The organism is Nocardioides sp. WS12, assembly GCF_014108865.1.
Classification (GTDB): domain Bacteria; phylum Actinomycetota; class Actinomycetes; order Propionibacteriales; family Nocardioidaceae; genus Nocardioides.
This window is the reverse complement of record NZ_CP053928.1, coordinates 460338-481528: the sequence shown is the minus strand read 5'-3', so window position 1 is coordinate 481528 and position 21191 is coordinate 460338. Positions and strand designations below refer to the sequence as shown.

The 21191-nt window shown below is 69.4% G+C and carries 22 protein-coding genes; 15 read left to right on the top strand and 7 right to left on the bottom strand.

Annotated elements, in window-relative coordinates; translation table 11 throughout:
• The first annotated feature begins 140 nt into the window (after positions 1-140).
• From HRC28_RS02205 to HRC28_RS02190, 4 genes are read left to right on the top strand one after another with little or no spacing between them, the layout of a single operon-like run.
• Complete coding sequence (locus tag HRC28_RS02205; protein WP_202033199.1) at positions 141-590, top strand: Lrp/AsnC family transcriptional regulator; 450 nt, start codon at positions 141-143, stop codon at positions 588-590.
• A gap of 19 nt (positions 591-609) precedes the next feature.
• Positions 610-1230 (top strand): nitroreductase family protein, encoded by a 621-nt coding sequence (locus HRC28_RS02200; protein ID WP_182378545.1) that lies wholly within the window; start codon positions 610-612, stop codon positions 1228-1230.
• A gap of 48 nt (positions 1231-1278) precedes the next feature.
• Positions 1279-1683, top strand: a complete 405-nt coding sequence (locus HRC28_RS02195; RefSeq protein ID WP_202033198.1) for a hypothetical protein — start codon at positions 1279-1281, stop codon at positions 1681-1683.
• Positions 1684-1696: 13 nt separating this feature from the next.
• Complete coding sequence (locus tag HRC28_RS02190) at positions 1697-2179, top strand: glutathione peroxidase (protein ID WP_182378543.1); 483 nt, start codon at positions 1697-1699, stop codon at positions 2177-2179.
• A 138-nt stretch (positions 2180-2317) separates the two neighbouring features.
• On the opposite strand, the gene HRC28_RS02185 is transcribed toward HRC28_RS02190, so the two are convergent.
• Together HRC28_RS02185 and HRC28_RS02180 are read right to left on the bottom strand one after the other, a co-directional pair.
• Positions 2318-4609: an MMPL family transporter gene (locus HRC28_RS02185; protein WP_182378541.1), complete on the bottom strand. Its 2292-nt coding sequence runs from the start codon at positions 4607-4609 to the stop codon at positions 2318-2320.
• 79 nt (positions 4610-4688) lie between these two features.
• Complete coding sequence (locus tag HRC28_RS02180; protein WP_182378539.1) at positions 4689-5276, bottom strand: TetR/AcrR family transcriptional regulator; 588 nt, start codon at positions 5274-5276, stop codon at positions 4689-4691.
• Between the two features lie 135 nt (positions 5277-5411).
• On the opposite strand from HRC28_RS02180, the gene HRC28_RS02175 reads away from it, so the two are divergent.
• The gene (locus HRC28_RS02175) at positions 5412-5909 is read left to right on the top strand and encodes an NfeD family protein (protein ID WP_182378537.1); all 498 of its coding nucleotides are present in this window, start codon (positions 5412-5414) and stop codon (positions 5907-5909) included.
• Between the two features lie 54 nt (positions 5910-5963).
• A complete protein-coding gene (locus tag HRC28_RS02170) occupies positions 5964-7487 on the top strand; it encodes a flotillin family protein (protein WP_182378535.1) in 1524 nt (507 codons plus the stop codon).
• Positions 7488-7517: 30 nt separating this feature from the next.
• Here the strand turns inward: HRC28_RS02170 and HRC28_RS02165 are convergent, their stop codons facing one another.
• Positions 7518-8225: a response regulator transcription factor gene (locus tag HRC28_RS02165; RefSeq protein WP_182378533.1), complete on the bottom strand. Its 708-nt coding sequence runs from the start codon at positions 8223-8225 to the stop codon at positions 7518-7520.
• Positions 8222-9487, bottom strand: coding sequence for a histidine kinase (locus tag HRC28_RS02160; RefSeq protein WP_182378531.1), 1266 nt, complete (start codon positions 9485-9487; stop codon positions 8222-8224). The genes HRC28_RS02165 and HRC28_RS02160 overlap by 4 nt, the downstream gene beginning before the upstream one ends.
• 190 nt (positions 9488-9677) lie before the next feature.
• Here HRC28_RS02160 and HRC28_RS02155 point away from each other — a divergent pair, with 190 nt between their 5' ends.
• Both HRC28_RS02155 and HRC28_RS02150 read left to right on the top strand, forming a co-directional pair.
• Positions 9678-10025: a hypothetical protein gene (locus HRC28_RS02155; RefSeq protein ID WP_182378529.1), complete on the top strand. Its 348-nt coding sequence runs from the start codon at positions 9678-9680 to the stop codon at positions 10023-10025.
• Complete coding sequence (locus HRC28_RS02150; protein WP_202033197.1) at positions 10012-11322, top strand: cytochrome P450; 1311 nt, start codon at positions 10012-10014, stop codon at positions 11320-11322. The genes HRC28_RS02155 and HRC28_RS02150 overlap by 14 nt, the downstream gene beginning before the upstream one ends.
• Before the next feature lie 26 nt (positions 11323-11348).
• Here the strand turns inward: HRC28_RS02150 and HRC28_RS02145 are convergent, their stop codons facing one another.
• Positions 11349-11888: a hypothetical protein gene (locus tag HRC28_RS02145; protein ID WP_182378525.1), complete on the bottom strand. Its 540-nt coding sequence runs from the start codon at positions 11886-11888 to the stop codon at positions 11349-11351.
• 213 nt (positions 11889-12101) lie between these two features.
• Between HRC28_RS02145 and HRC28_RS02140 the strand changes: the two genes are divergently transcribed.
• The 4 genes from HRC28_RS02140 (at position 12102) to HRC28_RS02125 (ending at position 15715) form a co-directional block, all read left to right on the top strand.
• Positions 12102-13619 carry a fatty acid desaturase gene (locus HRC28_RS02140; protein WP_237111662.1) on the top strand — a complete coding sequence of 506 codons (1518 nt, stop codon included), beginning with the start codon at positions 12102-12104 and terminating at the stop codon, positions 13617-13619.
• Entirely contained in the window at positions 13619-13813 is a 195-nt protein-coding gene (locus HRC28_RS02135; RefSeq protein WP_182378523.1) for a ferredoxin, read from the top strand. Before HRC28_RS02140 ends, HRC28_RS02135 begins: the two co-directional genes overlap by 1 nt.
• A gap of 9 nt (positions 13814-13822) precedes the next feature.
• Positions 13823-14434 carry a TetR family transcriptional regulator gene (locus HRC28_RS02130; RefSeq protein WP_182378521.1) on the top strand — a complete coding sequence of 204 codons (612 nt, stop codon included), beginning with the start codon at positions 13823-13825 and terminating at the stop codon, positions 14432-14434.
• A gap of 102 nt (positions 14435-14536) precedes the next feature.
• Positions 14537-15715 carry a M15 family metallopeptidase gene (locus HRC28_RS02125; protein ID WP_182378519.1) on the top strand — a complete coding sequence of 393 codons (1179 nt, stop codon included), beginning with the start codon at positions 14537-14539 and terminating at the stop codon, positions 15713-15715.
• Here HRC28_RS02125 and HRC28_RS02120 read toward each other — a convergent pair.
• Positions 15712-16068, bottom strand: a complete 357-nt coding sequence (locus tag HRC28_RS02120) for a DUF393 domain-containing protein (RefSeq protein WP_182378517.1) — start codon at positions 16066-16068, stop codon at positions 15712-15714. The two genes, HRC28_RS02125 and HRC28_RS02120, sit on opposite strands and share 4 nt — an antisense overlap.
• A gap of 80 nt (positions 16069-16148) precedes the next feature.
• Between HRC28_RS02120 and HRC28_RS02115 the strand changes: the two genes are divergently transcribed.
• Together HRC28_RS02115 and HRC28_RS02110 are read left to right on the top strand one after the other, a co-directional pair.
• On the top strand, positions 16149-17312 hold the full coding sequence (locus HRC28_RS02115) for a CaiB/BaiF CoA-transferase family protein (RefSeq protein WP_182378515.1): 1164 nt from the start codon (positions 16149-16151) through the stop codon (positions 17310-17312).
• A gap of 244 nt (positions 17313-17556) precedes the next feature.
• Positions 17557-19044, top strand: a complete 1488-nt coding sequence (locus HRC28_RS02110; RefSeq protein WP_182378513.1) for a DEAD/DEAH box helicase — start codon at positions 17557-17559, stop codon at positions 19042-19044.
• 81 nt (positions 19045-19125) lie between these two features.
• On the opposite strand, the gene HRC28_RS02105 is transcribed toward HRC28_RS02110, so the two are convergent.
• Entirely contained in the window at positions 19126-19836 is a 711-nt protein-coding gene (locus tag HRC28_RS02105; protein WP_237111661.1) for a MerR family transcriptional regulator, read from the bottom strand.
• Between the two features lie 125 nt (positions 19837-19961).
• Between HRC28_RS02105 and HRC28_RS02100 the strand changes: the two genes are divergently transcribed.
• Complete coding sequence (locus HRC28_RS02100) at positions 19962-21173, top strand: acetyl-CoA C-acetyltransferase (RefSeq protein WP_182378509.1); 1212 nt, start codon at positions 19962-19964, stop codon at positions 21171-21173.
• The last annotated feature ends 18 nt before the right edge of the window (positions 21174-21191 follow it).

Here is a 21191-nt window from a genome sequence, read left to right as displayed (position 1 = left end):
GGGGGTACCCCCACGAGCCTCGCCCCTGGGTGGGGCGGATCACAACAGTCGTCGTCGAGTTTGGCGACGATCCGCAACCAAAGGGTGCCTCAACCTCCATCAGGCGCAACCAGCAACCTGTCCGGCGTAGTGTTTGTTGCGTGACCGAGCATGCCGTCCTCGACCGGACCGACCGCGAGATCCTCGATCTCCTGCGGGAGAACGCCCGCCGCCCGCTGCGCGAGATCGCGACGGCCGTCGGACTGACCGTCGCGCCGGTGCAGCGTCGGATCGCCCGCCTCGAGAAGATCGGCGTGATCGAGCGCTACACGGTCCAGATCAACCATGGCCGGATCGCCAACGGCATCGAGGCCGTGACCGAACTGCAGTTCGCCGACGACCTGGACCTCGCCCAGATTATGGAGTTCGTGGCCGGCATCCCGGAGGTCGAGGAAGTGCTCACCCTGGCTGGTGACCCCGACGCCCTGCTGCGCATCCGGGTCGACGGGGTGGAGGACCTCCGCCGCGTGGTCAGCCGGCTGCGCTCCGGCGGCCAGATCTCCAGCACCAAGACCCTGGTCATCCTGGAGGAATGGAATCGCTTCAAGTGACGGGCGCGATACTCGCTCCATGAACCCCGTCGACATCGTGGAGCCCCTCCGCTCCCGCTGGAGCCCGAGCGTCTTCGACGCCGCCCACGAACTGAGCGATGTCGAGATCACCCGATTGCTCGAGGCCGCGCAGTGGGCGCCGAGTGGCGGCAACCGGCAGCCGTGGCGCTACCTGGTCGCGGTGCGGGGCAACGCCACCCATGACGTGCTGGTCCCGCACCTGAGCCGGGGCAACTCCGGCTGGGTGCCGCGGGCCTCGGTCGTGTTCATCTCGGTGGCCGTCGTGGACCCCGTGGACGGGGAGCCCGGCGACCCGACGTACCCGCTCCACGACCTGGGCCAGGCCTCCGCCCACCTCACCCTGCAGGCCAAGGCGATGGGCCTGGAAGCCCACCAGTTCGCGGGATTCGACCACGACGCCGTGGCGTCGGCGCTGGGTGTTCCGGACCACGCGCGAGTCGTGGCGGGCATCGCGGTCGGGGTCCGCGGCAATCCCGCCGAGGTCAGCGAGCGCGACGCCGAGCGCGAGCACAAGGTCCGTTCGCGTCGCCCCCTCGTGGAGACGGCGTACGGCGACCGCTGGGGCACGCCCTGGCCCGGCATCACCCCGTCCGGGCCGACCACCGCAGAGCCTGCATGACCTCTGACGTCATCGTCAGGAGACACCGCTCGGGGTGAGAGTCGGGGCATGACCAACACCATCGCTCCCCGTACCGCCACTGCCCCCACCACGACCGGCCGGTTCTGGTTCACCGCCGACGCCGTCATCTCCGGCGTCAACGGTCTCGCCTACCTCGTCGCCGCCGGTCCCATCGCCGACCTCCTCGGCGGTGACGCCACGACCTACCGCTGGCTCGGCGCCTTCCTGGTCGGCTACGCCACCGTCGTCGGCCTCTACGCCCGCAGCGCCCTGTCGAAGCGGATGGGCTGGGCGATCGTCGCCGGCAACGCCGTGTGGGTGCTCGCCTCGCTCGAGGTCGCCGTCACCGGGATGTTCGACATCGACGGACTCGGCCGTGCGTGGGTCGTCGCCCAGGCACTCGTCGTGGCCGACCTCGCCCTGATGCAGGCACGGTCGTTGCGGGCCCGGTGACACACTTGCCCGCATGAGCAGCCTCAGCGACTTCTCCGCCACCTCCATCGATGGCAAGCCGATCGACCTGTCGTCGTACGACGGCAAGGTGGTCCTCGTCGTCAACACCGCCTCCCAGTGCGGCTTCACTCCGCAGTACCAGGGCCTGCAGGAGCTGTACGACACGTACGGCGAGCAGGGCTTCGAAGTCCTCGGCTTCCCGTGCGACCAGTTCGGCAACCAGGAGCCGGGCGCCGAGGACGAGATCGCGGCGTTCTGTGAGCGCAAGTTCAACGTCACGTTCCCGATGTTCTCCAAGATCGAGGTCAACGGGGACAACGCCCACCCGCTCTACCAGTGGCTCAAGGACCAGCAGAGCGGCCTGCTCGGCCGTGAAGGCATCAAGTGGAACTTCACCAAGTTCCTGATCGGTCGCGACGGCTCCGTCATCGACCGGTTCGCGCCGACCACCAAGCCCAGCAAGATCAGCAAGGACATCGAGAAGGCCCTCGCCTGATCGCGAGTCGGGGTTTGTGACGCGCCAGTTGGGGTTTGTGACGCGCCAGTTGGGGTTTGTCACCGGTGAGCCGGAGCGAACCGCCAACTCGGCGGTCACAACTCACAACTCGGCGGCGACAAACCCCAACTCGGCGAATCAGACGCTGACCAGTTCGCGGTCCTCGTCGTCCTTCGTCGTGACAGCCACGGGGGCAGAGTCCCGCTCCAGTGAGGTGCCCTCGACGTCGACGTTCGGGAGGATTCGGTCCAGCCAGGCCGGCAGCCACCAGGCCTTCTCGCCGAGCAGGTAGAGCACCGAGGGGATCAGCACCATCCGCACGATGAACGCGTCGAAGACGATCGACGCGGCCAGCGCGAAGCCCATCGACTTCACGACGGCGGCGTCCTCGAGGATGAAGCCGGAGAACACCGCGATCATGATCGAGGCGGCGGCGACCACGACCCGGGCGCTGTTGCGGAAGCCGTCGACGACGGCCTCGTGCATGGGCAGGCCGTGCACGTGCGCCTCGCGCATCCGGGTGACCAGGAACACCTGGTAGTCCATCGCGAGGCCGAAGACCACGCCGATCAGGAACACCGGCATGAAGCTCACGATCGGCTGGCCCTCGAAGATCCCGAAGGCGCCTTCCTGGAAGATCGCGACGGTGGCGCCCAGCGTGGCCAGCACCGAGAGCAGGAAGCCCAGGGTGGCGGTCAGCGGCACCAGGATCGAGCGGAACACCAGCACCAGCAGGACGAACGCCAGTCCGATGACCACGGCGAGGTAGATCGGCAGCGCCGCGTTGAGTCGGTCGGAGACGTCGGTGGTGATGGCGGTCAGGCCGGTGACGCCGACGACCGTATCGGTCTGGTCCTCGATCGCCGACTGGCCATCACGCAGCTTCTCGAGCAGGTCGAGCGTGGCCGGGTCGTCGGGACCCGACGACGGGGTGATGTTGACGATCGCGCCGGTGCCGACACCCTCCTGCACGCCGTCCTTGACGGGCGCGTTGGTGGCGACGATGGACGCGTACTCGACGTCGTCCTGCTTCTCGGCCCATGCCTGGACCTGGTCGAAGGCCGCCTGGCGCTGGTCGTCGTCCTTGATCGAGCGACCGTCGATGACGAGCGTCATCGGGCCCTCGCGGCCCGGGCCGAAGGCCTCGGACTTCAGGTCGGCGGCCTTGCGCTGCATCGTGTCGCTCGGGGCAGTGCTGTCGGTCGGGAACGCGAGGTACATCTGCGTGATCGGCGCAGCGAGCGCGCCGAGCAGGAGGACGGCACCGAGCGCCCAAGCGATCGGGGCCTTCGCCAGGACCTGGGCCCAGCGGACGCCGTTGTTGTGGACCCGGCCGTGCTCGTCACGTTTCGGGGCGTACGCGCGGACCTGGCCGCGGAAAGCCCACGACTTGGTCAGGCCGAGCAGCGCCGGCAGCAGGGTGAGGGCCACCATCACCGCGACGAACACGGTGGCGGCAGCCGCCAGGCCCATCGCCGTCAGGAACGGGATGCGTACGACGGCCAGGGCCGACAGCGCGATCAGGACGGTGAGCCCCGCGAACACCACGGCGGACCCTGCGGTTCCGACGGCGATCCCCGCCGCGTGGGCGCGGTCCTTGGTGTGGGCGAGCTCGGTTCGGTAGCGGGCCAGGATGAAGAGCGTGTAATCGATGCCGACCGCGAGGCCGATCATCGTCGCGAGCATCGGGGTGGTGGAGCCGATGTCCATCAACGCGGTCATTGCGGTGATGCCGGTCATGCCGAGGCCGATGCCGAAGATCGCGTTGAGCAGGGTCATGCCGGCTGCCATGAAGGAGCCGAAGGTCACCAGCAGCACGATGAGGGCGACGCCGATGCCGATCATCTCGGCTGATCCGCCCGCCTGTGCCTCGGCCGCGGTGCCGGCGCCATTGGCCTCGACCGTCAGGCCGTACTCGTCTGCGGTGTCGGCCAGCATTTCCTCGAGGTCGTCGATCGTGGTGGCCTTGATGTCGGAGGGACCGTCGACATCCCATTCGAACCCGAGGGTGCCGATCCGGCCGTCATCGGACAGGGTGGCCGTTCCGGGGGAGGCGCCCTCGGCGGCGGCCGCGGGCGCGACGAGCTGCGGGTTCTCCGGAGCCGTCTGCGGCAGCGTGGGGACCTCGTCGATCAGGTGCTGGATGGCGGCCTGGTACTCCGGCTCGGCGAGGGTGTGGCCCTCGGGCGCGGCGACCACGATGCTCACCGGCACCGAGTCGAACGCGTCCTCGGCGTCGGGGAACAGCTCCTGCTGGATGTCGGCGGCCTTCTCCGACGGGATGCCGGGGATGGAGAACGAGTCCACCATCGGCTTGGAGTAGGCGGCGGCGACGCCGCCGACGGCGACGGCGAGCAGTAGCCAGCCGGCGATGAAGAAGGGCCACCGCCGGTAGGCGGTCGAGCCGAGTCGATAGAGCAGGCGGGCCATGGTGAGGTCTCCTGTGAGTGGTGGGTGTGCAGGGTTCGCCCGCACAGGGCCGGTGGTCGGGGAAGGGGTGGGGGAACGGTCAGGCGAGGACGTCGCGGGCGTCACGGATCGCGGCGTCGAAGTGCTCGGAGAACGGACGGCTCGGGTCGGCCACCGACCGCTCGGCGGCGTTGTCGAACAGGGTGACCACGAGCCGGCTCAGGAGACGGGCGCGATCGGGGTTGTAGGACTCACCGTCGCGTTCGCGGACGAGCTCGACGAATGTTGCCGAGATGTCCTCGAAGCGCTGGTGCGCCAGGCCGAGCAGCCGGGCGTCCTTGAGGACGGCGTTGCGTCCGGTGGCGATCATTTCCTGGTCGCTGGTGTGTTCTTCGATGACGTCGGCCGCCATCGCGAGGACGTCGGCGAGCAGGTTTCCGGACGGCCCGCCGGCGACGAACACCGCGACCCGCTCCGGGTCCAGCTCGACGACCGGACCGAGGACGACGTCGGCCTTGCCGTCGAAGTAGTTGAACACCGTCCGGCGGGAGACGTCGGCGGCTGCAGCCAGGTCGTCGATGGTCCAGCCGTCGAAACCGTGGTCGAGGGTGAGCTGGACTGCGCACTGCTGCAGACGGAGCGCGGTCTGGGTCCGCTTCGTCTCACGGCGATTGCACAGTTGATTCATGAGTGCATCTTTGCACTGTCTCGTACGACGGTGCAACTTTTGTGAGGGCGGTCACGCCGTTTGCGTCCGGGTGCGTCTGGATACGATCACTGGACCCCGGCCGCAGCGTCCGTACGGCCACCTTCAGGAGCGTTCGTGACCGTCTTCTTCATCCTTGGCCTTGTCGGCCTGGTGATCCTTGCCCTGTCCCTGCTGGTCGGAGACGTCCTCGACGGAGCGCTCGACGCGCTCGAGGCCGACTGGATCTCGACTGCCGTCGTGGGTGGCTTCGTGTCGGCCTTCGGATTCGGTGGCGCGGCCGCCGATGGTGCCGGCCTGCCGTGGCCGATCTCCGTCGTGATCGGCGCCGGTGCCGGCGTACTCGTGGCGTGGTTCGCCTGGTGGCTGACCCGCCTGGTCAAGGACGGTCCGAGCGACGGGACCGTCTCGATCGGCGACAGCGTCGGCCAGACCGCGCAGGTGATCACCGCGATCCCGGGCGAGGGCTATGGCGTGATCCGCGTGCTGGTCGGCGGTCACACCCTCCAGTTCAACGCCAGCGCCAACCTGCCGATCGAGGCCGGGACCAAGGTCAACATCACCGGTGTGCTGTCCCCGACCGCGGTGAGTGTCACCACCGTCTGGCAACCCTGACCCACCTGCGTTTCAAGCTGCACCACCCCCCGTCCCGCGAACGAAAGTCGATTCATGAACTCCGCTGTCTGGGTGCCGATCGCCGGCATCGCCGTCCTCCTGGTCCTGCTGGTCCTGCTCGTCACGAGCCGCTACAAGGTCGCCGGTCCCAACCAGGCGTTCATCGTCACCGGCCGCAAGGGCAAGGCGGTGATCAACCCGGAGACGGGCGAGCTGAGCACGGACCTGTCCGGCCAGAAGGTCGTCCTCGGCGGCGGCGTCTTCGTGATCCCGTTCGTCCAGAAGCTGGCGACGATGGACCTGTCCAGCCGCCGGATCTCGGTGCAGATCCGTGGTGCGGTGTCGGGCCAGGGCATCAAGCTCAACCTCGACGGCGTCGCCATCGTCAAGGTCGGCGGCAACGCTGACCAGATCCGGCTCGGTGCCCAGCGGTTCCTCAGCCAGCAGGCCGACATCGAGACCTTCACCCAGGAAGTACTGGCCGGTGCGCTCCGCTCGATCGTCGGCGGTCTGACCGTCGAGCAGATCATCCGCGACCGTGCGGCGTTCGCGCAGCGCGTGGCCGACGAGTCCGAGAGTTCGCTGACGGGGCAGGGCCTGATCCTCGACGCCTTCCAGATCCAGGACGTCACCGATGACGGCAGCTACCTCGCCGACCTCGGTCGCCCCGAGGCCGCCCGGGTCAGCCAGGCCGCCCGGATCGCCGAGGCCAACGCCCGCCAGGCCGCCGAGCAGGCGCAGATCGCCGCCGAGCAGGAGATCGCCATCTCCCAGCGGACCCTTGCCCTCAAGCAGGCCGAGATCAAGGCCGAGACCGACGCCGCTTCCGCCCAGGCCGCCGCGGCCGGACCGCTCGCGCAGGCTGACCGCGACCAGGCGATCTTCGCCGAGCAGGAGAAGGTGGCCGTCCAGCAGGCCGCCCTCACCGAGCGCCAGCTCGAGACCCAGGTGCGCAAGCCGGCCGACGCCGAGCGGTACCGCGTCGAGCAGGAGGCCGAGGCACGCCGGTCGTCCGAGATCGCTGCCGCCGACGCACGCAGGGCGGCCACCATCGCCGCGGCCCAGGGTCAGGCGGAGGAGACCAAGCTGAGTGGTGAGGCCGAGAAGGCCCGCCGTAGTGCGCTCGCGGACGCGACCCGCCTCGAAGGTGAAGCCCAGGCCGCCGCCACGCTCGCGATCGGCGCCGCCGAGGCCGACGCGATGGACAAGCGCGCCGAGGCGTTCGCGCACTACAACGACGCGGCCGTCCTGCAGATGCTGATCGAGGTCCTTCCGCAGATCGCCAAGGAGGTCGCGGCCCCGATCGCCGCGATCGACAACCTCACGATCCTGTCCTCGGACGGCGCGGGCGCGTTGCCGCGGCAGGTCACCGACAACGTCACCCAGACCCTGGCGATGCTGAAGACGACGACCGGCCTGGACCTGGAGTCGCTCATCCACCGCTCGGTCGAGCGCGCCGCCACGGGCATGGGCGGCGTGACCGGCACGCTCACCGGCACCGGCACCGACGCCACGACCGCACCCACGACCGAGCCGGTGGAGACCGTCGAGCCGGTCGAGACCGAGCCGACCGCTTGACCTCGGAGGTCGCTCCGCGCCTGGCAGTTGTCAGGACAGGTGCGGAGTGACCAGCCCGTTGTCGTAGGCGTAGACGATCGCGGCGGGCCGGTCCCGCAGGCCGAGCTTGGTGAAGATCCGCCCCACGTGGCTCTTCACCGTCAGCTCCGAGATCACCAGGTCGCCGGCGATCTCGCCGTTGCTGCGGCCCAGTGCCATCCGGCGCAGGACCTCGAGTTCGCGCACGGTCAGCTGATCGGCGGCACCTGGCGTGCCCGATGCCGCGGGTCGCGGAGCGATGCTCCGGAACCGGTGCAGCACCCGGCCGGTCACCGACGGGTCGAGCCAGTTGCCGCCCTCGGCGACGGTGCGCACGGCGCGAATCAGGTCGTCTGCCGAGGAGTCCTTCAACAAGAAGCCGGCAGCGCCGGCCCGCAGCGCGCCGGACAGCATCTCGTCGTCGTCGAAGGTCGTCAGGACCAGTACGGGCGGGCCGTCGCCGCGAGCGACCACGGCCCCGGTCGCGGTGATCCCGTCGACGGTGCGCATCCGCAGGTCCATCACGACCACGTCCACCCCGGCGCCGAGTTCATCGAGCACGGCCGGCACCTCCGAGCCGTCGCTGCACTCCGCGACGATCTCGAAGCCGTCGCGCCGGCGCAGGATCCGGCGCAGTCCGGACCGCACCAGCTCCTGGTCGTCGACGAGGACGACCCGCACGTTTGCGTCGACGTCGCCCTGAGCCTGTCGAAGGGTCACGTGGGACTCACCTTTCCGATCGTCCGGCCGCAGGGCAGTTCCACCCACGGCTCACGACGCGAGCCCCGTTCCGGTCCCATCTGTACGACGACCTCCCACCCACCGTCCGCGACGCCGGTGCGCAGCGTCGCCCCGAGCTGGGTCGCCCGCGCCTCCATGCCGGCGAGGCCGGAGCCGAGTCCGTCGGTGCGGGGGCGGCCGGGCGGAAGCGGGTTGAGAACCCGCAGGGTGGCTGATCCGGCGCCGGTGACGTGGAACGACATCCGGGCGACGCCGCTGCCGTGCTTGGACACGTTGGCCAGCGACTCCTGTGCGATCCGGTAGAGACCGAGGCCGGCGGCGGCAGTCAGGGCGCTCGGGTCGCCTTGCTCGTCGTACTCGACACGGAGGCCGGCGTCGGACACTTCCTGCACGAGGGCGGCGATGTCGGTGGCGCAGGGCAGGGCGTTGCGTTCGCTGGGCCCGTCGGCGAGGGCGCTGACGGTGCGGCGGATGTCGGCCATGGCGCGGCGACCGACCTGTTCCGCGTCGGCCAGTGCGGCGTCGACCTCGGCCACGGCGTCGGCGGTCTCGGCCGGACCGGCCGCGTCGGTGACGTCGCGCAGGGCCCGCCGGGCGCCGGTGACCTGGAGCAGGGAGACGCTGAGCGAGTGGGCGACGAGGTCGTGGATCTCGCGGGCGATCCGTTCGCGTTCGGCGGTGGTGGCCTGCGCCCAGGCAGCGCCGCGGGCCTCGCGTTCGGAAGCCAGCGCGCGCATCTGCCACCACAACATGGCGCCGACGACGAAGCCGAGCAGCACCTCGAGCAGGTAGACGCCGTAGCTGTCGAGGTTGGCGGTGATCTCGGTCGCGATGATCACGCCGGTCGCGACGGTGGCGACGGCGGCCCCGGGGCGCAGCCCGTCACGGGCAACGGCCTCGGCGGCGATCAGCGCCAACAGGGCCGGCGCCAGGTCGATGCCGGAGTCGACCGGGGATGCCATCAGCACGCCCGCGGCCACGATCGTGGCCGCGCTGTCGATCCACCACGGCAGCCAGCCTCCGAAGCCGAAGTGCACGACCGGCGAGATGAGCACCAGCACGACGGTCACGGTCATCGGCTGCACCGGCCACAGGGCGTCGCGCTGGGCGAGGGCGAGGACGACGGCGAGGGTCTGCCCGACGAAACAGGTCATCGGGACCCACCACGGGTAGAGGATGTCGCGGCGCTCGAGATTGCGCTCGATCCGCTCGCGCACCCAGCGCGGTAGCCGCCACAACATGACCCCCAGCCTAGGCACCTCTGTCCCCGACAGCATCGGTCCACGGGAGGTCACCGACTCCTCCCCTGGGAGGAGTCCAAGTGCGTTCCGCCGACCGATGTACGGCGGTCGCCGTCTCCGTAGGTTCGGTGTCATCCCCCTGATCACCCGTGACGCCCCCGTCACAGCACCAAGAGAGGCCGTGAGGACCATGACCTGGACCGAGACCCACCGTCGTTGGCAGGCACTGCGCTCCATCGAGGAGCAGTTGGCCACGGCCACGAACCCTGAACTTCCGTGGAACGACGAGCTTGCGCTGATCTTCGGTGACCGCGCCGGACTGGTCGCCGCCCTGCGCTACCGGCTGCGCCTGACGGTCAACACGCAGATGGACACGCACCTCCCGGAGCACGTGCTCGAGGAGCAGCGTTTCCTGTTGGTCGCCCGGACCCGGGGACTCTTGCGCGTCCTCGAGGCTGAGGCCCATGCTGAATCGATGCAGGCTGGCCGGATCCGCGATGACGGCACGACGTGGGGGCAGGCCCGTGTGGTCGCCTGACACCCCCCGCTCCTTCGCCGCGTGGAGCCTGTCCCATGGCGTCCAACGCAAGTTGATCCAGCGCAGCGCCCGCAAGGGCGACCTGATCAGTCGGCTCGTGATGGACCCGGCGTTGCTCGCCGACCCGTTCCCGGCGTACGAGGAACTGCGTACGCGGGGGCTGATCGGCAGCAACGGGCTGGTCCGGGCCACGGTCGACCATGGCGTGGTCAACGAGGTGCTGCGCGGCGACGCGTTCGGCACCGCCGGCGGCCAGGGCGAGCTGCCCAAGCCGCTGCAGTGGCTGCACCACCGGTTGATTGATCCCGAGACCCTCGGCCCGGTGGACCCGCCGTCGATGCTCGCGGTCGATCCGCCGCTGCACACTCGCTATCGCAAGCAGGTGGCGCGGGCGTTCACCGCCCGCAAGGTCGGTCGGATGGGCGAACGGGTCGAGTCGGTGGCCGCCGGTCTGCTCGACAACCTGGATCGCGCCGACTTCGACCTCGTTGAGCGTTACGCCTCGCTGCTTCCCGTCACCGTCATCGCGGACCTGCTGGGCGTGCCCGAGTCCGACCACGGACGGCTCCTGGAGCTCGGCAACGAAGCCGCGGTCACGCTGGACCCCGGCCTGTCGTGGCAGCAGTTCCGCCGGGCCGAGGTGGCGCTGCGGGAGATGCACGGCTGGATGCAGGCCCACGTCGACCGGCTCGAGGCCAGCCCGGGCGACGACCTGATCAGCCAGCTGACCTTGCTCGAGGGCGAGGACCGACTCACGCCGGTCGAACTGCGCCAGGTCGCGCTCCTGGTGCTGGGAGCGGGCTTCGAGACCACGGTCAACCTGATTGCGAACGCGGTGGCCCTGCTCGACCAGCACCCCGACCAGCTGCGCTGGTTGCAGGACAACCCCGACGGCTGGGCCAACGCGGTCGACGAGGTGCTGCGACACCAGTCACCGGTGCAGGTCACCCTGCGCGTCGCGCTGCGCGACGTCGAGGTCGCCGGCACTCAGTTCGACAAGGGCGCCGGTGTCCTGTGCTACCTGGGCGGTGCCAACCGCGACCCGGCCGTCTTCGACGACCCGGCGACCTTCGACGTCACCCGCTCGAACGCCGATCATCACGTCGCCTTCTCGGCCGGCGTGCACTACTGCCTCGGCGCGAGCCTGGCCCGGCTCGAAGCCGCGGTCGCGCTGCGCTCGCTCTACGAGCGTTTCCCCGACCTGCGGATCAATGGCACGCCCGAGCGTCGCAGCACCCGCGTGCTGCGGGGCTTCGAGCGGCTGCCGGTGACGACGGCCGCACGCGTGGTCGCCTGACGCTGGTCTCGGGGGGAGCGAGCGGGTCAGAGGCGCTGGATCGGACCGCTTGAGGCACCCAGGACGCCGAACGCTTCACGCAGCCCGGACGCCTGACCGGCGGACTCCAGCGTGTCTGCGAACTTGCGGACCGGACGCGCCCACGGCCACACGTGCACGACCATCAGGACCAGCGCGACGAGGGCGCCGCCGGCGTAGATGAGGAAGCCACCCTCGGGCAGCACGAAGGCCAGCGCGAGCGACAGGATCGCGATGCTCTCGCAGAGGGCGAAGCGCAGGATCATGCTCGACTGCCACTGTGCCCTTGCCTGTGCGGCGGCATCGTCGCTGGTGAGCGAAGGATCCAGGGGAAGGGTGTGGTAGCCCATCGCCTCGAGCAAGGCGTGGGTGGCGATGCCGGCCGCGAGCTGGGCGAGAGGAACCCACAGGGGCGGCGTCTCGTCGAGGGGGAGCACGAAGAAGCACGCGAGTCCGATGAAGACCAGGGCCCCCATCAGTGTGCCGCTCAGGACGCGGGTCGACATGGCGAACTGAGTAGCGGTGGGCTCGGGCGTGGTCGGCGACATGAGCGCGACACTACCGAGCGCCGCGAGCCGTCCGTGGGCAGCGTCGGTGCGCCCGCGGCACACCCGGGGACCGTCGGTGACGCACTTTACATATCTGCAGGGGTTGTCAAAGGCGCTTTACAAGTCGTACCGTCTTGTCAAGCGATGGTGAACATCGCGGCCGCTGGGCCCGGGGAGGGACGCAGCGTGTACCCAGAAGGAAGGCAGAGATCGATGGAGACCTCGAGCGCCGGGATGAATCCCGAGCAGATCGGCAAGACCGTCCCGGACGGTTCCACCGAGAAGTGGAAGGACAAGAAGCGCTACCTCTGGCTGCTCGGCCTGATGGTGCCCGGTCTCGGCATCACCGCCGTGATCGCGTGGCTCTACACCGACTGGATGTGGTTGCTGCTCGCCGGCCCGATCCTCGTCAACGCGGTCATCCCGCTGCTCGACCTCGCTCTCGGCCTCGATCCGGCCAACCCGCCGGACGACGTCATGGAGGAGCTGGAGAACGACAAGTACTACCGCTGGGTGGTGTACATGTACATCCCGCTCCAGTTCTTCATCCTGTTCGCGGGCTTCGCCATCATCTCCGGCACCAACCCGGTCGCCTGGTTCGCCGATCTCGTCGGCGCCACCGGCTGGGTCACCGACAACCTCGGCGGCGACCTGGTCCGCTCGGTCGACATGACCTGGTACGAGAAGCTCTTCCTCGCGGTCTCGATCGCCGGTGTCCAGGGCATCGCGATCAACACGGCCCACGAGCTCGGCCACAAGAAGGAGACCGTCGAGCGCTGGCTGTCCAAGATCGCCCTCGCGCCGACCTTCTACGGCCACTTCTACATCGAGCACAACCGGGGCCACCACGTCCGTGTCGCCACCCCCGAGGACCCCGCATCGAGCCGTCTCGGTGAGTCGTTCTGGGCCTTCTGGCCGCGCACGGTCAGCGGGTCGCTCAAGTCCGGCTGGGAGGTCGAGGCCAAGCGCTACAAGCGCAAGGGCACGCACCCCTTCCGCATCGGCAACGACGTCCTCAACGCCTGGGCGATGTCGGCGGTCCTGTACGGCGGCATGTTCGCCCTCTACGGCTGGGGCATCGCGCCGTACGCCCTGGTCACCATCGTCTTCGGCTTCTCGCTGCTCGAGATCATCAACTACCTCGAGCACTACGGCATGAAGCGCCAGAAGGTCGGCGAGAAGCAGCGCTACGAGCGGGTGCTGCCCATGCACAGCTGGAACAGCAACAACATCGTCACCAACCTGTTCCTCTACCACCTGCAGCGCCACAGCGACCACCACGCCAACCCCACGCGTCGCTACCAGACCCTGCGTGACTTCAAGGAGTCGCCGGCCCTGCCGACCGGGTACGCCGGCATGCTGACCCTCGCTCTGTTCCCGCCGCTGTGGCGCAAGGTGATGGACCACCGCGTGGTCGAGCACCTCGACGGCGACATCACCCTGGCCAACATCCACCCGAAGAAGGTGGACAAGTACCTCGCGAAGTTCCCGCCGCCGGCCGAGCACGTCCAGCACGAGGACCACTGGCTGCAGAACCAGGTGGGCGAGATCGTGGCTGCGAAGTGCCCCGGTTGCTCGTATGTCTACGAGGTGGCTGCAGGCGACGAGCACCAGGGATTCCCGGCCGGTATGGCATGGTCGGACATCCCCGAGGACTGGTTCTGCCCCGACTGCGGCGTGCGCGACAAGGCAGACTTCGTCCCGTTCGATCCGGAGAAGGTGGGGTCCTGATGAAGATCGTTGCTGACCTGAACAAGTGCGAGGGCCTCGGCATGTGCGAGGCCATGGCCAACGACTACTTCATGGTCGACGAGGACGAGGACAAGGTCGAGGTGCTCGACGACTCGCCCCCCGAGGCGGACCGCGCGCACGTCTACGCTGCAGTTCAGGCTTGCCCCGTCCTCGCGCTGACCCTGGAAGGCTGATTCACCCCGATGGCAGTTCTCGCGGGACGTTTCGTCGAGGTTGCTTCCCCCGACGGGGAGGCAGCCTCGACGCTGCGTGATCGCCTCATCGATTCCGCGGTCGGGGTGATGACGACCGCCGGCTGGGCGAAGGTCACCATGGCCCGCCTGGCCGACGAAGTCGGTGTCAGCCGGCAAACGGTCTACAACGAGATCGGCACCAAGAACGACCTCGCCGAAGCGATGGTCATGCGCGAACTCGACCGGTTCCTCGCCGGCGTGACCCGGTCCTTCGACGAGAACCCGAACGACCTGATCAACGCGATCCGGGCCTCGGCCCGCCGCGTGCTCAAGTACGCCCAGAACAACGCACTGCTGCACGCGGTCGTGTCCGCCACCCATGGCGCCGACACCGAGTTGCTCCCGCTGCTGACCACCCATTCCGAGTACCTCCTCGAGGGAGCCAAGGCCGTCGTCTCGGAGCGCGTGGCGTCGTACGACCTCGATCTGCCGGAGGGCCGCCTCGATCCGAGCATCGACATGGTGGTGCGTCTGGTCCTCAGTCACGTCATGCAGCCCTCGGGTGACCCGGCTCGTACGGGCAACGACATCGCATGGATCGCTGAACGCGTCCTGCGCTGACCGGTATCCTCCCTGTGGGAGGACTACCGGGTCACCGGTGGCAGGGAAGGGACAATGGGGTTGGCGCGAGGACGCGTACGGCTGACGGCTGGGCTGTCGGCCGTGGTTGTCGCGACGCTGCTGGTCGGATGTGGGACGCCCGAGAAGGGCACGCCCGAGGCGAAGGCGAGCAAGGCCGCCGCTTCGACCACCACCGAGATCCCGACCGACGCCGCTGACCCGTCCCACGCCGTGGCGCCACCGGGCAAGTTCGACGGGACGCAGTTCGGCGACGACCTGCTGCTGGTCAGCAACAAGACCATCCCCGCCGACGTCCTCAAGCAGATCATCGGCGTGAAGGTGAAGGGGAAGCTGGGCGTCGCCGCCCACACCCAGCTGTCCGTCGGACAATTCTCCGTCGAGAACAAGCTGTTCAACATCGCTGCGGTCGACCCCGCGGAGTACCGCCGCTTCTCCGGCCCCAACAGCGCGAAGTTCCAGGAGCAGTGGGACCGGATCGCTGGCGGCGAGGTCTCCGTCGCCGTCCACCTGCAGCAGGAACTCCCGATCGACGGCAAGGGTTACCTCGCGGTCGGCAAGCAGAGCATCCACGTCGGGTCGTGGGACCGCGAAGGGGTCGACAGCGTCGACGCCGTGGTCAACGAGAAGTGGGGCGAGGAGCTCGGCCTGCCCGAGGACAACGCCGTCCTGATCAACACCGGCATCACCTCGCCGCAGGCGGTCCGCAAGGTCATCGAGAAGAACCTCGGCAAGGACGCCTTCTCCATCACCGCGCTCGACATCGTCGCCCAGGCCGGCATCGACCTCGACACCTTCCAGAACGTCATCCCCGTCGGCGCCTTCGGCGACGCGGTCGGTGTGTTCCGCTACCGCCCGATCGGTGGCGGCCGGATCGCTCCCGACCCTTCGTGGGTGCGGTCCCACATCGTCACCGAGCAGGTGCCGATCCTCGGCCGGGTGACCTGCAACAAGTTCATGATGCCGCAGCTCAAGGCCGCCCTCGCCGAGATCGTCACCAGCAAGCTGGCCGACAAGATCCACGCGCGGGAGTACGCCGGTTGCTACTACCCGCGCTTCATTGCCGGCTCGTCGTCACTGTCGAACCACTCGTTCGGCCTGGCGCTCGACATGAACGTGCCGGGCAACCAGCGCGGAACCGTCGGTCAGATGGACCGCCAGGTCGTCGCGATCTTCAAGCGCTGGGGTTTCGCGTGGGGCGGCGACTGGGCGTTCACCGACCCGATGCACTTCGAACTCGCGCGCATCGTCAATCCGGGCTAGATCCGGCAGGCGCTGGTCGCGCCGGGCAACTTGTAGCGGTAGCGCGCGACGAGCCGGTAGCCGATCGCCGCGAACGGCCGCACGATCCGCCAGGTCAGCACCCGGCCCATCCAGCGCCACGGGCGCCCACAGCTCAGCAGTGCCTGCGCGATCGCGTCGGCCCCGCTTGCGGTCACTGCGCCGGAGGCGTCCTGCCACTGGACCGCCGCGGAGACCTGCTCCTCGGTGAGGCCGAGAGCGTCGAGGTCCAGCGCCTGCCACGGGACGATGGCGCAGGTGCCGTGGCGCTGCAACCACTGGGCCGACTGGGTGCAGAAGCCGCAGTCGCCGTCATAGATGCAGGTGCCGGTCATGTCTTCAGCGTACGGCGACCGGTCCCGCCGGACGACGGACGTTGACATGATCACTGTCACGTTCGTGCCATGATCGGCCCATGACGTTCGCACTGGGTCAGGGAACCGGTCCGCTCAAGGGCCTCAAGGTCGTCGAGATCGCCGGGATCGGGCCCAGCCCGCACGCGTGCATGTTGCTGGCGGACCTCGGCGCCGACGTGATCCGGGTTGAGCGCCCCGGCGGCCAGATGCTCTCCGGCGGCTCGCATGACCTGCTCAACCGGGGCCGGCCGAGCATCGCGCTGAACCTCAAGAACCCCGAAGCGGTCGCGACCGTGCTCGACCTGGTCGCCGAAGCGGACGTCCTCGTCGAGGGCATGCGCCCCGGGGTCACCGAGCGCCTCGGCCTCGGTCCGGAGGACTGCCACGCCCGCAACCCGCGCCTGGTCTACGGACGGATGACCGGCTGGGGCCAGGACGGCCCGTGGTCGCAGGTCGCCGGCCACGACATGAACTACATCGCCATCACCGGCACCCTCCATGGCCTCGGTCAGTCCAAGGACAAGCCGCAGTTCCCGACCAACCTCGTCGGCGACTTCGGTGGCGGGTCGACGTACCTCGTCATCGGGATCCTGGCCGCCATCTTCGAGGCCAGGGCGTCCGGCAAGGGACAGGTCGTCGACGCGGCGATCGTGGACGGCACCGCGAGCCTCAACGCGATGACGTCGGCCTTCCTGGCGGGCAACGGCTTCAAGGAGGAGCGCGCCGAGAACATGCTCGACGGCGGGGCGCCGTACTACGACATCTACGAGACGTCCGACGGCGAGCACCTCTCGGTGGGCGCCCTGGAGCCGCAGTTCTACGACCTCCTCATCGACCTGCTCGGACTCAAGGACCAGGCCCCGGACCGCTGGGACCCGGAGAAGACCGACGAGCTGCGCAAGCTCTTCACCACCACGTTCCTCACGAAGACCCGCGACGAGTGGTGCGCGATCTTCGACGGCACCGACGCCTGCGTGGCGCCGATCCTCAAGCTCAGCGAGGCGCCCGAGCACCCGCACATCAAGGGCCGTGGGGTGTTCGTCGAGCACGAGGGGATCGTGCAGCCGCAGCCCGCTCCGCGCTTCTCCCGCACGCAGGCGACGCTGTCGCACCCGCCTGCCCCCGGCGCCGGTGCGCACACCCGCGAGGCCCTCGAGGCGTGGGGGATCGCGGACGTCGACGGGTTGATCGAGCGCGGCGCGGCGGTCCAGCTCGAGGGCTGAACCCGCCCGGGGTGGTGCAGCCCACACCTGCTGCGCGCCCGCGGATGCAACGCGGCGCGCCCACAACCCCTAGGGTGGAGTTACCGATCCGGCCAGTCTTGCCCTGGATCCTGCGCTCCGCCCGCGGATGCGCCCTCTACCTGAGGCACCGCTTCACCGCCCGTCACCAGACGGGCAGCACGGCGAGACGCCCACATCAGGGGGCTGCGCCGAGTTGTTGCGGTCCCCGGAGAGAAACACCCAGATGACTTCCACGTTCGCCGAACTCGGCGTTCCCGCTGATCTCCTTGCCGTCCTGACGGCCGACGGGATCACCATCCCCACCCCGATCCAGGCCGCGACCCTTCCGGACTCGCTGGCTGGCCGGGACATCCTCGGCCGCGGCCGCACGGGCTCCGGCAAGACCTACGCGTTCGGCATCCCGCTCGTCGCGCGCCTCGTCGGCACCAACCGCCGCCCGGCGCCGAAGAAGCCGCGGGCACTCGTGCTCGCGCCGACCCGTGAGCTCGTCTCGCAGATCGCTGCGGCCATCACCCCGCTCGCCAAGACCTCCGGCCTGAGCGTCACCACCGTGTTCGGTGGCGTCGGCCAGGGCCCGCAGGTCAACGCGCTGCGTCAGGGTGTCGACATCGTCATCGCCTGCCCCGGTCGCCTCGAGGACCTGATCCAGCAGCGCGCATGCGACCTCAGCGACATCCAGGTCACCGTGCTCGACGAGGCCGACCACATGGCCGACCTCGGCTTCCTGCCCGCCGTACGGCGCCTGCTGGACCAGACGCCGAAGAACGGCCAGCGGATGCTCTTCTCCGCCACGCTCGACGGCGCGATCAACGTGCTCGTCAAGCGCTTCCTCGCGAACCCGGCCGTCCACGAGGCCGACTCGGCCCAGTCGCCGGTCTCCAAGATGGACCACCACGTGCTGCACATCGAGCGCGAGCAGCGCCTCGCCGTGCTCATCGACCTGGTCAGCGCGCCGGGTCGCACGGTCGTCTTCACCCGTACCAAGCACGGCGCGAAGGGCCTGGCCCGCCAGCTCAACAGCAACGGCGTTCCCGCGGTCGACCTGCACGGCAACCTGAGCCAGGGTGCGCGCACGCGCAACATGGACGCGTTCCACAGCGGCACCGCGACCACCCTGGTGGCCACGGACATCGCGGCCCGCGGCATCCACGTCGACGACGTCTCGCTCGTGGTCCACGCCGACCCGCCGGCCGAGCACAAGGCCTACCTGCACCGCTCGGGCCGTACGGCGCGCGCCGGTGCTGCTGGCACCGTCATCACCCTGATGACCAGCGACCAGCGTCGCGACGTCAGTGACCTGACCCGGGCGGCCGGCATCAAGCCGACCACCACCCGGATCGACAACCCCAACCACCCGATGCTCAAGGAGCTCGCTCCCGGCGAGCGTTCGCGTCCGGGCGGCATCGACCTCGGCCCGGCCCCTTCGGCCGGTGGCGGCGGCAACGGTGGCGGCGGTCGCAACCGCGGCAAGTCCGGTGGTGGCCGCGCGGCTGCCAAGACCGGCACCAAGACGGGCGGCGGCCGCTCTGGCGGAGCTCCGCGCGGCAACGGTGGCTCGGCTTCTGGCACCACCTCGGGCGCGAAGACCGGCCAGTCGGCCGGCGGCAACCGCGGTCGCCGCAGCGGCGGCGGCGGTGGCGGAGCGGCTCGTGGTGGCAGCAGCGCCGGTGGCAGCAGCCACAGCGCCGCGAACTTCAGCGGTCGCCGCTGAGCGTCTCGACACGCTCGCTACGCGACGATCTCGTAGCAACGCCGGCCCGGCTCGTTTCGACGAGTCGGGCTGGTGTGTTTTTCAGCGTCCGGAGCGGTTCCGGACGTTGCGGGCCACGGCCGTTTCGTACGCCGTCACCAGGCCACCGACGGACAGCGGCTTGAGCCGCTCCATCACCTCGCGGAAGTGCTCGGACTCCTTCTCGAAGCCGGCGGGCACCAGCAGCTCCTCGATGACGGCCCCCAGCTCCTGGGCCATCTGCTCGCCGTGTCGCTGGTAGACCGCGGCGGCGCCGATCGCGACATCCCGGGGGAAGCCGAGCTCGAGCAGCCGGACGCCGATGGCGAGCTGGTTGCTCGCCACGAGGTACGTCGTCCCGCGCAACCGGAGCACACCGAGCGCCTGCAAGGTGGCGATGTCGTCGGCCGAGAGTGCACGCCCGGCACGGAGCTCCAGCTGCTCCAGGTCCATCTCCACCGGCAGGTCGGACTGCCAGGGCGCGAGCATCGTGCGGGCCAGTGAGATGTCCTCGGGGGTGGCGTCCGCGGGGATTCCGGCGACGTACCGCTCGATGGCCGACAGCGTGAAACCGTGGCTCTGCAGTTCGAGGACCAGCTCGATCCGGGCGACGTGGATCGCGGCGTAGTAACCGGACCGTCCGCGGCGGATCGGAGGCGGAACGAGGCCGCGTGTGGTGTAGAACCGCACGGTCCGCACGCTCAGTCCGACCCGGGCGGTGAGCTCGTCGAGCGTCAGCAGCGCGCTGTCGGATGCGTCCCGCGTCACATCCACGGACGCCCCCTCACCCTTGACCATGACAGTAATAGTGTCACAATCGTCTGCAGGGACACCTTTTCCAGTACGGCGCGTCCGCGACGTCGTACGCCACCCGAGTAACCCGAGCAACAAGGACGGTCATGGCAGAAGCATTCGTGTACGACCACATTCGCACTCCGCGAGGACGAGGCAAGGCCAACGGCTCCCTCCACGAGTCGAAGCCGGTCGACCTCGTCGTCGGTCTGCTGGATGCCCTCCAGGAGCGCAACCCGAGCCTGGACCCGAACCGCATCGACGACGTCGTCCTCGGCGTCGTCTCCCCGGTCGGCGACCAGGGTGGCGACATCGCCAAGACCGCGGCCATCGCCGCCGGCTTGCCTGACACCGTTGCCGGCGTCCAGCTCAACCGCTTCTGTGCCTCGGGCCTCGAGGCCGTCAACCAGGCCGCCAGCCGCGTCCGCGGTGGCTTCGAAGACCTGATCATCGCCGGTGGCGTCGAGTCGATGAGCCGCGTCGCCATGGGCTCCGACGGTGGCTCCTGGGCCTCGGACCCGGCCACCGCGTTCAAGGCCGGCTTCGTCCCGCAGGGGATCGGCGCCGACCTGATCGCCACGATCGAGGGCTGGTCGCGCGAAGACGTCGACGCGTACGCCGCCGAGTCGCACCACCGCGCCGCCAAGGCGTGGGCCAACGGCTACTACGACAAGCCCGTCGTACCGGTGAAGGACATCAATGGCCTGGTCCTGCTCGACAAGGACGAGACCGTGCGCCCCGACACCTCGGTCGAGGGCCTGTCCGGCCTCAAGCCGAGCTTCGCCTCGCTCGGTGCCGATGCCGGCTTCGACGACGTCGCGCTCGAGAAGTACCACTGGCTCGAGAAGATCAACCACGTCCACCACGCCGGCAACTCGTCGGGCATCGTCGACGGTGCCGCACTGACCCTGATCGGCACCGAGCAGGTCGGCAAGGACCTCGGCCTGACCCCGCGGGCGAAGATCATCGCGACCGCCGTGTCCGGCGCGGACCCGATCATCATGCTCACCGGTCCCGCCCCGGCGGCCCGCAAGGCGCTGGCCAAGGCCGGCCTCGAGGTCGGCGACATCGACCTGTTCGAGATCAACGAGGCGTTCGCTGCCGTCGCCATGCGGTTCATGCGCGACATGGACATCAGCCACGACATCACCAACGTCAACGGTGGCGCGATCGCGATGGGCCACCCGCTCGGTGCGACCGGCGCGATCATCCTCGGCACGCTCATCGACGAGCTCGAGCGCCGCGACCTGCGCCGCGGCCTCGCCACGCTCTGCGTCGGCGGCGGCATGGGCATCGCGACGATCGTCGAACTGGTCTGAGACCAGCTCGCCTCGACC

What these genes read in the sequence shown, in the direction of transcription:
- HRC28_RS02200 (WP_182378545.1), top strand. Translation starts at nt 610, where the DNA reads ATGAACCCCGTCGACATCGTGGAGCCCCTCCGCTCCCGCTGGAGCCCG.
- HRC28_RS02195 (WP_202033198.1), top strand. Translation starts at nt 1,279, where the DNA reads ATGACCAACACCATCGCTCCCCGTACCGCCACTGCCCCCACCACGACC.
- HRC28_RS02190 (WP_182378543.1), top strand. Translation starts at nt 1,697, where the DNA reads ATGAGCAGCCTCAGCGACTTCTCCGCCACCTCCATCGATGGCAAGCCG.
- HRC28_RS02185 (WP_182378541.1), bottom strand. Translation starts at nt 4,609, where the DNA reads ATGGCCCGCCTGCTCTATCGACTCGGCTCGACCGCCTACCGGCGGTGG.
- HRC28_RS02180 (WP_182378539.1), bottom strand. Translation starts at nt 5,276, where the DNA reads ATGAATCAACTGTGCAATCGCCGTGAGACGAAGCGGACCCAGACCGCG.
- HRC28_RS02170 (WP_182378535.1), top strand. Translation starts at nt 5,964, where the DNA reads ATGAACTCCGCTGTCTGGGTGCCGATCGCCGGCATCGCCGTCCTCCTG.
- HRC28_RS02160 (WP_182378531.1), bottom strand. Translation starts at nt 9,487, where the DNA reads ATGTTGTGGCGGCTACCGCGCTGGGTGCGCGAGCGGATCGAGCGCAAT.
- HRC28_RS02155 (WP_182378529.1), top strand. Translation starts at nt 9,678, where the DNA reads ATGACCTGGACCGAGACCCACCGTCGTTGGCAGGCACTGCGCTCCATC.
- HRC28_RS02145 (WP_182378525.1), bottom strand. Translation starts at nt 11,888, where the DNA reads ATGTCGCCGACCACGCCCGAGCCCACCGCTACTCAGTTCGCCATGTCG.
- HRC28_RS02140 (WP_237111662.1), top strand. Translation starts at nt 12,102, where the DNA reads ATGGAGACCTCGAGCGCCGGGATGAATCCCGAGCAGATCGGCAAGACC.
- HRC28_RS02135 (WP_182378523.1), top strand. Translation starts at nt 13,619, where the DNA reads ATGAAGATCGTTGCTGACCTGAACAAGTGCGAGGGCCTCGGCATGTGC.
- HRC28_RS02130 (WP_182378521.1), top strand. Translation starts at nt 13,823, where the DNA reads ATGGCAGTTCTCGCGGGACGTTTCGTCGAGGTTGCTTCCCCCGACGGG.
- HRC28_RS02120 (WP_182378517.1), bottom strand. Translation starts at nt 16,068, where the DNA reads ATGACCGGCACCTGCATCTATGACGGCGACTGCGGCTTCTGCACCCAG.
- HRC28_RS02115 (WP_182378515.1), top strand. Translation starts at nt 16,149, where the DNA reads ATGACGTTCGCACTGGGTCAGGGAACCGGTCCGCTCAAGGGCCTCAAG.
- HRC28_RS02110 (WP_182378513.1), top strand. Translation starts at nt 17,557, where the DNA reads ATGACTTCCACGTTCGCCGAACTCGGCGTTCCCGCTGATCTCCTTGCC.
- HRC28_RS02100 (WP_182378509.1), top strand. Translation starts at nt 19,962, where the DNA reads ATGGCAGAAGCATTCGTGTACGACCACATTCGCACTCCGCGAGGACGA.